Origin of the sequence: Streptomyces sp. KLMMK, assembly GCF_036961605.1 — a bacterium.
Taxonomy (GTDB): domain Bacteria; phylum Actinomycetota; class Actinomycetes; order Streptomycetales; family Streptomycetaceae; genus Streptomyces; species Streptomyces telluris.
Genome location: NZ_JBAMDC010000210.1, coordinates 1 through 11,828, shown reverse-complemented (window position 1 = coordinate 11,828; position 11,828 = coordinate 1). Strand labels below are relative to the sequence as shown.

Sequence of the window (11,828 nt, the reverse complement as noted above, 5' to 3'; positions counted from 1 at the left end):
GGTGGTGACGGCCACCGTCCACAGGGGCTCCAGCCGCGCGCCGCGCCGCGACTTGGCCCGGGAGGTGCCGATGCCGAGGTGGACGGCGCGGGCCCCCAGCTCGTGGGCGAGCCGGAGCGGTTCGTAGAACATCAGGCCGAAATAGCAGCCGCGCGTCCCGGGGCGGGACTCGTCGACGCCGATCAGCCGCACCCACAGCACGTCGCGGTAGTGGAAGACCAGGTGGCAGCCGACCGTGCGGCCCGCGAGCCGGGCCCGGACGACATAGGCGCCGGGGAGCTCGGCGCAGCGGGCCAGGTAGCGGGAGAAGCGCGAGCCGGGCCGGTCGTAGACCGAGCCGTACATCCGCTCGTGCAGCGCCAGCAGGTCGCCGGTGTCGTCGTCGGGTCCGGTCAGCGGGCGGGCGGAGAAGGCGACGCCCGCCATGGTGTACCGCCGCAGGTCGTCCTTCACCTGATTGCGGTGGGTCTTCTCCAGCCCGGCGAGATAGCCGTCGAAGCCGGTGCCGGGAACGTCGAGCCAGGCGTCCCAGGCGATCAGGCCGGCCGGGTGGCCCGCCGACTCGAAGGCGGCCGCCGGCCCGCTCGGCAGGTACGGCAGGAGGGCCGCCTCGGGCGCGGGACCCCGCTCCCCGGGGGCCAGCAGGCCCTCGGCCACCTCGTCGGCGGGCAGCCGCTCCGGCCCGTAGCGCAGTTCGTTGAGGTAGCCGGTGCGGGGCCCGGCGACGACGCAGCGCTCGGCCGGGAGCCGCCCGTGGAGGAGGAAGCCCGGGTGGTAGCGCGCGGTCTGCACCGCCGGGCCGTCGGTGAGGGGCGCCAGGGCCGCGGCGCGCTCCCGCGCGCACATCAGCAGCCAGCGGTAACGGTGGCCGTGCCCGTGCAGCAGCTCCAGCCAGGAGTCGCTGCTGTACAGGCCGCGCGCCGGGGCCAGGGGATGGCGCGCGGTCGCTTCCGGCAGTGATGCGTACGCGTACGAGCCGATCACGTGGTCCTTTCCGCCGCTGCGGTCACGGACACCCGGAGCGCCGGCCGTCGCCGCCCGTCGCTCCCGGGCGTCGAATATACCCGGGCCGTGCCGCCAAATGGGGCAAACGCGGACGGGAGACGGGAAGGAGCGGCATTCCCTCCGAAGGGGTGAAGAGAGGGAAACGGAGGGCATCTCCGCCCGTTGGGAGGGGAAAGGTGAGGGACCGGGCCGGCCGTGACCGGCCGCGGCCGGCGGGTCGAGCCCGTCGCGCCGTACGAGAAGGACGAAGGACTGGAATCACATGGCAACAGGCAAGGTGAAGTGGTTCAACGCGGACAAGGGCTTCGGCTTCATCGCGCAGGACGACGGCGGCCCCGACGTGTTCGTCCACTTCTCGGCCATCCAGACGCAGGGCTTCAAGGAACTGCACGAGGATGACCGCGTCTCCTACGACGTCACCCAGGGACCCAAGGGGCCCCAGGCGGAGAACGTCGTCCGTGAATGAGGGGCTGCGCCCCCGGCCCTACCGGCCGTCTCCGGCGACCTTCAGCAGGACGCGTCCGAACGGCCGGTCCTCGATGAGGTGACGCTGCGCCCGGGCGGCCTCCTCCAGGGGGAACTCCCGGGCGACGACGGGGTCGAAGCGGCCCTCGGCCAGCCAGCCGGTCACCGTGCGCCGCGCCGCGGCCGCCGTCGCGGGCGGGAACATGTTGAACATGTAGCCGTGGACCCGTGCGGTCCGCCAGATCAGGTCCGTCACGTCGACGGTGCCGCGCGTGCCGCCGGCGTAGCCCACGGACACATAGTCCCCGCCCCGGGACAGGCAGGCGAGGGCGTCGCCCAGCAGGGGCCCGGCGACGCCGTCGACGACCACGTCCACGCCCTTGCCGCCGGTCAGGCGGGCGACGCCCTCGCGCAGGGTCTCCCGGGAGAGGTCGACGACATGGCCGAAGCCGGCCGCGCGGGCCCGTTCGGCCTTGGCGGTGCTGCCGGCCGTGGAGATCACCAGGGACGCCCCCAGCTCGGCGGCCACTTGGGCGGTCCCCATGCCCACCGCCCCGCCGATGCCGGGCGCGAGCACGCTCCGCCCCGGGCGGAACCGGGCCAGCTCGGTCAGGGCGAGGTAGGCGGTGACGTGCCCGGCGCCCGCCATCAGGGCCGCCATCTGCGCGTCCGTCACCTCGTCGGGGACGGGGGAGAGGGCCTCGGGGCGCTCTGCGACGTACTCGCGCCAGGTGCCGTCGACGCTCAGGCCGCGGCCCTGCCCGCTGACGACCACCCGGGCGCCCGTGGTCAGCCCGGACGTGCCGGGCTCGGCCACCACGCCGACGGCCGCTCCTCCGGGCACGATGGGCAGCGGCTTGTGCAGGTCCGGTGACATCCGCCCGGCCCGGACGGTGTCGTCCAGCGGGCTGACCGTGCCGTAGGTGATGCGGACCAGGGCCTGCCCGGGCTCCGGCTCGGGTACCGGCAGGTCGACCAGCCGGAGCCGGTCGTAGCCGCCGTGGCTGTCGTACTGGATCGCGCGCATGGGTCTCCCTGGTCCGTTCATGTGCGGCCGGTGCTCCGGCCCTCAGCCGGTCCGGCCGGCCAGCGTGCCCCGGAGGACGTCGGCGATCGAGGTGCCGCCGAGGGCGCCGTGCACGGCCGCCTCGGCCCCGCCGTAGACCTCTTCCAGGGCCGGCCGGATGCCCGCGCCGATCGGGCACTTCTGGTTGGGCTCCGCCCGGTGGAGGGCGAACAGCGGCTCGGTCTCCACCGCCCGGTAGACGTCCAGCAGGGTGATGGCGTCCGCCTCGCGCAGCAGCCGCCAGCCCGCGCCGGCCCCGTGCAGGGCCTCCACCAGGCCGGCCTTGCGCAGCTCGCCCAGGCTCCGCCGGATGACCACCGGGTTGGTGTTGACGCTGTCGGCGATCTGATCCGACGTCACCACGTCCCGGCCGCGGCCCTTCACGAGCGCCATCCAGGTCAGCACGTGGACGGCCACGGTGAGCCTGCTGTTCGCGGCCATCGCATCCTCCTCGGTTCGTCGGGCGGTCCTCCGGGCCCGGCGGTGTAACTATTTCAGTTACGACACCGGGGTTGTCAAGATCTTCTTCCGCCGGCCCCGGTCGCGCGCCCGCCCCGGAGCCCGCGCCTCACCGCCCCACGGCCGCCGCCATCCGGCGCACCGCTTCGGTGAGCACCTCGGGCGAGGCGGCGAAGTTCAGCCGCACGTGGCCCGCCCCGCCGGTGCCGAAGGGGAGGCCGCCGCTCAGCGCGACCCGGCCGCGCTCCAGGAAGACGGCCGCGGGGTCGTCGCCCAGCCCGAGCGCCCGGCAGTCCAGCCACGCCAAGTACGTGCCTTCCGGGCGCATGTACCGGATCTCCGGCAGGTGCCGGTCCAGCAGTTCGCCCAGCAGCCGCCGGTTGTCGTCCAGCGCCGGCAGGAGGGCGTCGAGCCAGTCGCCGCCGTCCCGCAGCGCCGCGGTGTGCGCCACGACCCCGAAGTGGCTGGGACCGTGGCTGACGACCTGGGGCAGCCGGGCCAGGTCGTCCGCGGCGGCCGGGCCCGCGACGGCCACGGCCGCCTTGAGGCCCGCCAGGTTCCATGCCTTGGAGGCGGACAGCAGGCAGAAGGCGTCCTCCGCGCCGGGCACCGACAGGTACGGCACGTACTGCGCGCCGGGCAGCACCAGCGGGGCGTGGATCTCGTCGGCGACGACGCGTATCCCGTAGGCGTTCGCGAGCTCCGCCACCGCCGTCAGCTCGGCGCGGGTGTGCACCGTGCCGGTCGGGTTGTGCGGGTTGCACAGCAGGTACGCGGCACGCCGCCCGCCCGCGGTCGCCCGCCGGAACGCGGCCTCCAGGGCGCTCGTGCGCAGCCGCCCGTCCTCGCCCAGCGGGGCCTCCACCACGCGCCGGTCCTCGTACTCCACGAACCCGAAGAACGGCGGGTACACGGGAGGGCTGACGACGACCGCGTCGCCCGGGCCGGTCACCAGCTTCAGCATCTCCACCGAGCCGCGCATGACATCCGCGACGGTCGCCGTCCGCTCCGGCACCACGCCGTCCCAGCCCCAGCGCTTCCTGGCGAACGAGTCCAGGGCCTCGGCGTACCCCGACCCGGAGGGGTATCCCGTGTCGCCCAGGGCGAGCGCACCGGTCAGGGCCCGCGTCACCGAGCCCGCAGGCATCGCGTCCATCTCCGCCACCCACAGCGGCAGGACGTCCGGCGGATAGGTGCGCCACTTCGCGCTCGTACGGCGCCGCAGTTCGCCGAGGGAGAGCCGGCGCAGGGGATTGCCCTCCTCGCCGGACGCGGGGGCACCGGATGCCGGGACACCGGATGCGGGGACATCGGACGCGCAGTCATCGGACATGCAGTCATCGGACATGCAGATCATTGTCCGAACACGGGGGCGGGGCCGGTAGTGGGGCATTCGAGCCGGGCGCTCACACCTCCGCCGCCCCGCTCTCGCGCCGCCCCGCCGCCCAGCCGCGGTGCGCCGGCTGCCGTCCCGCGGGCTGCGCCGGAGCGGGCGCGTCCGGGACGTCCGGCACCTTCCGGCTCACGACCGCGCCCTGCTTCAGCGTCATCACCTCCCCGTAGTGCTCGACCTCCAGGGCATCGCCGTCCACCAGCTCGTACGTCGCGGTCTGCCTGGTGATCTCGACGCGCAGCCGGCGCTGCAGCACCTGCACCGTGAACGCCAGCCGGCCCAGCTGCTCGGGGAGCCGCGGGGCGAAGCCGACCGAGCCGTCGCAGTGGCGCAGCCCGCCGAAGCCCGCGACCAGCGCGATCCACGTGCCCGCGAGGGAGGCGATGTGCAGGCCGTCGCGCGTGTTGCTCTCCAGGTCGGACAGGTCCATCATCGCGGCCTCGCCGAGGTAGTCGTACGCCAGCCGCAGCTGGCCCACCTCGGCCGCCATGACGGCCTGGATGCACGCGGACAGCGAGGAGTCGCGCACCGTCAGCGGCTCGTAGTAGGCGAAGTTCCTGGCCTTCTGCTCGTCGGTGAAGGCGTCCCCGCGCAGGTACATGGCCATGACCAGGTCCGCCTGCTTGATCACCTGTTTGCGGTAGATGTCGAAGTAGGGGAAGTTGAGCATCAGCGGGTACTGGCCGGGAGCGGTCCCGTCGAAGTCCCACACCTGGTGGCCCGTGAAGCCGTTGGACTGCTCGTGCACGCCGAGCACCTCGTTGTACGGCAGGTTCATCCGCGCCGCCGCGTCCCGCCAGGCCGCCGTCTCCTCGTCGTCCACCCCGAATCCCGCGGCGAGGTCCGGGTGGCGCTCGGAGGCGTCCGCCGCAGCCCGCAGGTTCTGCTGCGCCATCAGGTTCGTGTAGACGTTGTCGTCGGCGACGGCGCTGTACTCGTCCGGGCCCGTCACCCCGTCGATGTGGAACTGCCCCTGGTGGTCGTGGTGGCCCAGGGAGCGCCACAGCCGTGCCGTGTGGACCAGCAGCTCCAGGCCCACCTCCCGCTCGAAGGTGGTGTCGCCCGTGGCCAGCTGGTAGCGCACCACGGCGTCGGCGATGTCGGCGTTGACGTGGAACGCCGCCGTGCCCGCCGGCCAGTAGGCCGAGCACTCGTCGCCGTTGAGGGTCCGCCAGGGGAACGCCGCGCCGTTCAGCCCCAGCTGCCGGGCCCGGTTGAGCGCGGCGGGCAGGGTGGCGTGGCGCCACCGCAGCGGCTGCGCCGCCGCCAGGGGCGCGGTGCACGTGAGCACCGGAAGGACGAAGGTCTCGGTGTCCCAGAAGCTGTGGCCGTCGTAGCCCGGGCCCGTCAGCCCCTTCGCGGCGATGGCCCGGCACTCCGCGCGCGCCCCCGCCTGCAGCACGTGGAACAGCGCGAACCGCACGGCCTGCTGGATCTCGGCGTCGCCGTCGACCTCGACGTCCGCCCGCTCCCAGAACTCCTGCAGGTACTGTTCCTGCTCGGCGCACAGCCCCCGCCAGCCGGTGCTCGTGGCGCCCGCCAGGGCCGCGTCCACCTGGTCGCGCATCGCCGGCAGCGAGCGCGTGCTCGACCAGCCGTAGGCGACGGTCTTCTCCAGCCGCAGCCGCTGCCCCGGCCGCAGCACCGTGGTGACGGTGTACCGGCTGAGGTCCGCGCTGCTCTTGGAGTACGACTTCGTCTCCTCGGGGCCGTCCACGGCGTGCACGGCGGCCGTCGCGACCCGCAGCGCGCTGCGCTGGGTCCGGTGCACCAGGCGCAGCACCCCCTCCTCGGCCGAGTGCTCCTCCGGGACGAGCGGCGACTCCAGCACCGCCGCCACCCGCGGGTCCCCGCCCGCCCGGGGCAGCTGCTCGTTGGCCACCAGCTCGGACTGCAGGACGATCCGCGCCTCGCCGTCGACCGGCTCGACCTCGTAGGCGACGGCCGCGACCGCCCGCTGGGTGAAGGACACCAGCCGCGTCGAGCGCACCCGCACCGTCCGGCCGGAGGGCGACGTCCACTCCACGGTGCGGTGCAGCAGACCGGTGCGGAAGTCCAGCACCCGCTCGTGGTGCAGGAGCCGGCCGTAGCGCAGGTCGAAGGGCTCGTCGTCGACGAGCAGCCGGACCACCTTGCCGTTGGTGACGTCGATGACCGTCTGCCCCGACTCCGGATAGCCGTACCCGGCCTCCGCGTACGGCAGCGGGCGCAGCTCGTACACCCCGTTCAGGTACGAGCCCGGCAGGCCGTGCGGCTCACCCTCGTCCAGGTTGCCGCGCCAGCCGATGTGGCCGTTGGCCAGGGCGAAGACGGACTCGCTCTGCGGCAGCACCTCCAGGTTCAGCTCGGTCTCGCGCAGGCACCACGGCTCGACGGCGTAGGCCGGATGGGTGATCACGTGTGCTCGCCCGCCTCTCCCAGCAGTTGCTCCAGGTCCTGGACGACCACGTCCGCGCCGTGGCTGCGCAGGGCCTCGGCCTGGCCGACCCGGTCCACGCCGACGACGTAGCCGAAGTCGCCCGCCCGGCCCGCCTCCATGCCCGCCAGCGCGTCCTCGTAGACGGCCGCCTGCGCCGGGGACACCCCGAGCTCCCGCGCCGCCTCCAGGAACGTGTCCGGGCGGGGCTTGCCGGGCAGCTTCCGCTCGGCGGCGACCACGCCGTCGATCCGCACCTCGAACAGGTCGTCGATGCCCGCCGCCACGAGCACGTCGTGGCAGTTGGCGCTGGAGGAGACGACGGCCCGCCGCAGGCCGGCCGCGCGGGCGGCGTGCACGTAGCGCACCGACCCCTCGAAGGGCTCCACGCCCATCTCCTTGATCTTCTCGAGGACGATCGCGTTCTTCCTGGTCCCGAGGCCCTGGACGGTGTCCCGCTCCGGCGGGTCGCCCGGATCCCCTTCGGGCAGGCGGATACCCCGCGAGGCGAGGAACGAACGCACGCCGTCGGCCCGGGGCATGCCGTCCACGTACCGGTCGTAGTCCTCCACCGCGTCGAACGGGCGGAAGCCCTCCCCGTCGCGCGCTCCGAGGAACGCGTCGAACATCTCCTTCCAGGCGGCCGCGTGCACGGTCGCCGTCCGGGTGAGCACCCCGTCCAGGTCGAACAGACAGGCGCGGATGGACTCGGGGAGGCCGAGGCTCGTCATGCGGCCATGATGCCCCGTGGGACGGGCGCGCGCCCGGCGCATACACTCGCTTGCGCCCGTCGCCCCGCAGCCGCCCCCGTCCACCCGAAGGCCGTGTACGCCCGGGCGGGCGGGTGCGGAGTGCTCCGTTCAGACCCGTAAAGTGATCAAATGACCCATCCCGTTGATGCTGTCGATGCCGCCGCGGTCGCCCTGGGCGAGCGCGTCTGGATCCCCCACGAGGAAGAGCTGGCCCTCGGCCGGGCCTTCCTCGCCCACCGCGACGCGGTCGAGCCGCGCCTGCTGCCGGACATGCCCCGCAGCACCGACCCGCAGGGGTGGATCACCCAGCACGTGCTGTGGCTCGAGGACGTGGCGGCCCTCGCCGAGAACATCCGCAACCAGTGGTACGCCCACCTGCCGACCAGTCACATGACGGCCCTGATCTCCGCCTACGCCGAGCACGCCCGCGCCGTGGCCCCGCTCGCCGGCCACCTGCGCGAGGCATGGGCGGCGGAGTCGCCCGCGCCGCGCACGCAGGAACAGGTCACGTGGTGGGAGGACTGGCACCTCCCGCCCGCCCAGCGCCAGCAGCTCGACGCGCTGACCCACCGTCTGATCGTCATCGGCTCGGTGGTCGTCGCGGCGGTCACGGGAGCCTGGAACGAGGCTCCGGCCGAGGGCGCCTGAGGTTCGGGGGGGGGCGGGGCCCTTCGGTGCGAGGTCCCCGGCCCCGTCCCGATGCCGTGGCATGCAGATCCGCCGGCCGTGGTGAGCAAGCCCCGCGGCGGTGTCCGGCGCCAACCGAACCACCGCCCGCATGGGTCGTCATCCGCCGCGGGGCCGTAGGCGACCACATCCTGAAGCAGACCGAGACCAGCCGCAGCACGGCCGCTGCCCAGGCGACGACCGGCAGGCCCATCGCGCCCACGGAGTACGACGAGATCCGGCACGCCATCCGCCAGGGACTCTCGTGCCTGGCTCCGGTGTCCGACTACGAGACGCTCATGACGCTGGAATCCGAGCTCGCGGATTTCCTGGAGCGGCGCCTCATGCCCATCGTGCGCGCGCAGCTCCCGGGGCTCGACCCGGAGTCGATGGGCTGGAGCCTGCGGCAGTCCGCGCTGGAGCGAGCACGCCAGGCACTGGAGAAGGGGCCCGGCGACGGGCTGCACTCAGCTGCGGGCTACGTCTGCGACTTGGCTCGCGTGAGCCAGGTGCTGCTCGATGACGCCTGTGTAAGCCAGCAGGCTACCGCGGACCGACGAGCACGATGAACCGACTGTTGTTCGTGGTGCAAGACGACTCACCGGGACGCAGTGGCCGTTGGGACCGTCGATGGTGACTGTACGGCCGGACACTACTATGCCTGCGGAGATTGCCGACGTGGCATCGGATCGTTCCTCTGAGCGAGCAGAAGCGTCAGAGGCTGGACAGCCTGCCGCAGCACCACCTTGCCGCCATGGCGGACATGGCCGCCGCCCGCTGATACAGGACAGCCCCGGCAGCCCCTACTAGGGGCGGCCGGGGCTGTGACGTTGTGTGGCGGACCGGTTCAGACGAGGCTGATCCCAGCCTGAGCTTTGATCGTGTCCACGGCTTCCTGGGTGAGCAACCGCAAGGGAACAACCGTCCAGCGGTTTCCCTTGCGCATGATCACGGCCTGGCCGTCCTTGGTACGCCCGACGTGGATGAACCCGTGATCACGCCGCAGGTCTTTCGCCAGGTGTTCGCCGTGGATCACGGGCCTACTTCCCTTCGCGGTCCTCGTCGTCCGCTGCGGACGACCAGACATCACCGTTCTGCGACACCCGGGTGCCGGGGTCGGTGGCGGTGCCCTGGTTCTCCTGCGGATCCCAATCGTCTTCGCCCTTCTTACCCATTTCCGTGGGCTCCTTCCTGACCACCGCCGGACCAGCCTTAACGAAAGGCGATCCGAATGCGCAAACTCCTCGCCATCGCCATCACCACGACGTTCCTCATCATGGCGCCGGCAACGACCGCTGGTGCCGCTCCCTCAAGCTGCCGGAACTACCAAGACTTCAGGGATTGCGTAGTGCGAATTGTGCGCCAGTCCTGCTATTCCGTGAACGATCTTCTCCTGTCGACATACCTCATCGACAGGGCTCACGACCCCTCATGGGCCTGCGAGGCCATCGAGTAAGGTCACAGCTTCCCGGGGTGCGGCCTCTCCGGACGCCTCCGCGACGGACGCTGCACCCTGGCCGCCGCACCCTCAGCAGCGCTCTTCCTGGCGTGATGCCAGTGACACAACGCCTGAAGGTTGCGCGGGTCGCGGTTGTCGCCAGGAATGATGTGGGCCACGTCCGTGGCCGGCGCCGTGCACCTGGCCCCCGCGTCCCGCAGTACCGCCACGCACTGGAAGCCGTCACGCTTCAGCACGGACAGACGACGGACCGCCCAGTCCGAGGGCAGGCGAGAACGCCGATCGCTGCCGCACCAAGCCACGCGAAAGCCTCCGTCGGATCATGTCCTGTCTGGTCGCCCCCGGACCCGGTGACCCAGTTCGGCGCACCGCCCGGCGGCGGCCTCCGCCTCGGGCGGCACGCCTGCCACAATTACCGCAACATGAAAGGCCGTTCATTTTCCGACCGATCCGACGATCGGGTTATACGTATTTCAAGTTTGGAGGTTAGTCCAGTATCAGGAAATCGGGTGTGGTTTTAATCTGTCTTCGACGGGCCCTGTAAGGGAACGGGCAATACCGAAACTCTGCGACCGTTATATGCATCCCATTTGGGCCGCGTTCGTCATGCGCGCGTCGACATCGGCGTGCTCCGAGGGCCCAGTCCAGGGGGCGATCTCCACGATGACGGAATGTCGGCAGAACGCTTGCATGAGCGCCTCTGGGCGGATCCCGCACCCGCAGAAAGAGAGGAACGCGAAGTGGACAATTACACTCCCGCCGAGGCCGTCGACTCTCCCGCAGAGGAGAGCTCGGCAGAACTGGCTCAGGTGATCGGGCGGGCCGTCGTGGCAGCCAACGGGGCCCTCGTTCCTGCACAGAGCTCCGGTGCAACGTCGGCGACCAGGCTGAGCCTCGGCACCTACCAGGTCTGCTTCAATGCGCCGGTCACCAGCGGCACCTATGTCGCAAGCATCGGCATTCCCGGCAACGTCGGCGCTTCGGCGACCGGTGAGATCACCGTCGCGGGACGGAACGGCACCAACAACTGTCTGTTCCTCCAGACGTTCAACTCGGCAGGGGCGCTGGCAGACCGCGGCTTCCATGTGATCGTGGCGGTCTAAGCCAGGCCCCTGGCTTTGCCAGAGGAAGTCAATCCCCCCGTCTCCGGCGCGACCCGGGACGGGGGTCTGGGGGTCGCTCGCCACGCTACTCACGGGCCGGATTCCCGAAACACCCGCCGACGCCCGGTACTTGCTTCCTTGTGCGCTTACACCGCACTCAGAAGTTCAAGAGCATGCGCAGGCCGCCGCTCCGGTCCTTCACCTCGTAGCCGATCCGGCTGCCACGAGGCACTTTGGCAGCCAGGCTCGCCGGGTCCTGAGGCTCAGGACGGGCCGTGGGGTCGAGTCCGCCCCGCACCGCGGATACGGCCGGTGTTCGATGGCGGAGGCAGAGTCCCTTGACATAACGTCATGAGATGTCCGAACTCATCGACCTGTCCGAGCTGAGCGTCCGGCACGGCGGCGCCCCCGGGCTCCATGGCTATCTGGCGCGGCCCCTGGGGGAGGAACCCAGGCCGGGCGTGGTCGTCCTCTTCGAGGCGGCGGGCGCCGACGCGGTCAACCGCCGGCTCAACGAGCGGATGGCCGAGGCGGGTTACCTGGCGCTGATGCCCGATCTCTACCGCGGCCGGTCCCCCTACCGCTGCCTGGTGCCGGCGATGCGGTCGCTGATGTCCGGCCGGGGCCCGGTGTACGGGGACATCGAGGCCGCCCGGCAGCGGCTGCTGGCCGACCCGGGCTGTACGGGCAAGGTCGGGGTCATCGGGTTCTGCATGGGCGGCGGCTTCGCGCTCGTCCTGGCGGGCCGCGGCGGGTACGACGCGGCCTCGGCCAACTACGGTCGGCCGCCGGGAGACTTGGAGGCGGCGATGCGGGGCGCGTGCCCGGTGATCGCCAGTTACGGCGCGAAGGACCGGGCCTTCCGGGGCTACGCGGACCCGCTCCGGGAGGCGCTGGAGCGGGCGGGTGTCCCGCACGATGTCAAGGTCTATCCGGACGCCGGGCACTCGTTCTTCAACCATGCCGACAACGTGCCGTTGCTGATGCGGCCGGTGATGCGCGCGGTCATGGGCATCGGCCCGGAGCCGGCGGCGGCCGCGGACG

Annotated in this window: 13 protein-coding genes; 5 read left to right on the top strand and 8 right to left on the bottom strand. The window is 72.0% G+C overall.

The features are described from left to right. Nucleotides 1–984: GNAT family N-acetyltransferase (locus tag V7793_RS24750; RefSeq protein ID WP_336010058.1), on the bottom strand; the 984-nt coding region annotated here is incomplete at its 3' end. 283 nt (nt 985–1,267) lie between these two features. Here V7793_RS24750 and V7793_RS24745 point away from each other — a divergent pair. Further along, entirely contained in the window at nt 1,268–1,471 is a 204-nt protein-coding gene (locus V7793_RS24745; RefSeq protein ID WP_190024081.1) for a cold-shock protein, read from the top strand. An 18-nt stretch (nt 1,472–1,489) separates the two neighbouring features. Here V7793_RS24745 and V7793_RS24740 read toward each other — a convergent pair whose 3' ends face one another. The 5 genes from V7793_RS24740 to V7793_RS24720 form a co-directional block, all read right to left on the bottom strand. After that, complete coding sequence (locus V7793_RS24740) at nt 1,490–2,497, bottom strand: quinone oxidoreductase family protein (protein ID WP_336010054.1); 1,008 nt, start codon at nt 2,495–2,497, stop codon at nt 1,490–1,492. A 42-nt stretch (nt 2,498–2,539) separates the two neighbouring features. Beyond that, nucleotides 2,540–2,977, bottom strand: coding sequence for an Rrf2 family transcriptional regulator (locus V7793_RS24735; protein WP_336010052.1), 438 nt, complete (start codon nt 2,975–2,977; stop codon nt 2,540–2,542). 127 nt (nt 2,978–3,104) lie between these two features. Continuing rightward, on the bottom strand, nt 3,105–4,343 hold the full coding sequence (locus V7793_RS24730) for a MalY/PatB family protein (protein WP_336010050.1): 1,239 nt from the start codon (nt 4,341–4,343) through the stop codon (nt 3,105–3,107). A 58-nt stretch (nt 4,344–4,401) separates the two neighbouring features. Beyond that, nucleotides 4,402–6,786, bottom strand: a complete 2,385-nt coding sequence (locus V7793_RS24725) for a glycoside hydrolase family 65 protein (protein ID WP_336010048.1) — start codon at nt 6,784–6,786, stop codon at nt 4,402–4,404. Beyond that, entirely contained in the window at nt 6,783–7,535 is a 753-nt protein-coding gene (locus V7793_RS24720; protein ID WP_336010046.1) for an HAD family hydrolase, read from the bottom strand. The genes V7793_RS24725 and V7793_RS24720 overlap by 4 nt, the downstream gene beginning before the upstream one ends. 150 nt (nt 7,536–7,685) lie before the next feature. Here V7793_RS24720 and V7793_RS24715 point away from each other — a divergent pair, with 150 nt between their 5' ends. Next, nucleotides 7,686–8,204, top strand: coding sequence for a hypothetical protein (locus V7793_RS24715; protein ID WP_336010044.1), 519 nt, complete (start codon nt 7,686–7,688; stop codon nt 8,202–8,204). Between the two features lie 56 nt (nt 8,205–8,260). Further along, nucleotides 8,261–8,791, top strand: a complete 531-nt coding sequence (locus V7793_RS24710) for a DUF6415 family natural product biosynthesis protein (RefSeq protein ID WP_336010043.1) — start codon at nt 8,261–8,263, stop codon at nt 8,789–8,791. Between the two features lie 278 nt (nt 8,792–9,069). Here V7793_RS24710 and V7793_RS24705 read toward each other — a convergent pair whose 3' ends face one another. Both V7793_RS24705 and V7793_RS24700 read right to left on the bottom strand, forming a co-directional pair. Further along, nucleotides 9,070–9,258, bottom strand: a complete 189-nt coding sequence (locus tag V7793_RS24705) for a hypothetical protein (protein ID WP_336010042.1) — start codon at nt 9,256–9,258, stop codon at nt 9,070–9,072. 4 nt (nt 9,259–9,262) lie between these two features. Next, a complete protein-coding gene (locus V7793_RS24700; RefSeq protein ID WP_336010041.1) occupies nt 9,263–9,397 on the bottom strand; it encodes a hypothetical protein in 135 nt (44 codons plus the stop codon). A gap of 955 nt (nt 9,398–10,352) precedes the next feature. Between V7793_RS24700 and V7793_RS24695 the strand changes: the two genes are divergently transcribed. Next, nucleotides 10,353–10,784: a hypothetical protein gene (locus V7793_RS24695; RefSeq protein ID WP_336010040.1), complete on the top strand. Its 432-nt coding sequence runs from the start codon at nt 10,353–10,355 to the stop codon at nt 10,782–10,784. A 356-nt stretch (nt 10,785–11,140) separates the two neighbouring features. Further along, nucleotides 11,141–11,828, top strand: a 688-nt coding sequence (locus V7793_RS24690) for a dienelactone hydrolase family protein (RefSeq protein WP_336010038.1), incomplete at its 3' end; no start/stop codon positions are given.

What these genes read in the sequence shown, in the direction of transcription:
- V7793_RS24735 (WP_336010052.1), bottom strand. Translation starts at nt 2,977, where the DNA reads ATGGCCGCGAACAGCAGGCTCACCGTGGCCGTCCACGTGCTGACCTGG.
- V7793_RS24695 (WP_336010040.1), top strand. Translation starts at nt 10,353, where the DNA reads ATGTCGGCAGAACGCTTGCATGAGCGCCTCTGGGCGGATCCCGCACCC.
- V7793_RS24745 (WP_190024081.1), top strand. Translation starts at nt 1,268, where the DNA reads ATGGCAACAGGCAAGGTGAAGTGGTTCAACGCGGACAAGGGCTTCGGC.
- V7793_RS24730 (WP_336010050.1), bottom strand. Translation starts at nt 4,343, where the DNA reads ATGTCCGATGACTGCATGTCCGATGACTGCGCGTCCGATGTCCCCGCA.
- V7793_RS24720 (WP_336010046.1), bottom strand. Translation starts at nt 7,535, where the DNA reads ATGACGAGCCTCGGCCTCCCCGAGTCCATCCGCGCCTGTCTGTTCGAC.
- V7793_RS24715 (WP_336010044.1), top strand. Translation starts at nt 7,686, where the DNA reads ATGACCCATCCCGTTGATGCTGTCGATGCCGCCGCGGTCGCCCTGGGC.
- V7793_RS24700 (WP_336010041.1), bottom strand. Translation starts at nt 9,397, where the DNA reads ATGGGTAAGAAGGGCGAAGACGATTGGGATCCGCAGGAGAACCAGGGC.
- V7793_RS24740 (WP_336010054.1), bottom strand. Translation starts at nt 2,497, where the DNA reads ATGCGCGCGATCCAGTACGACAGCCACGGCGGCTACGACCGGCTCCGG.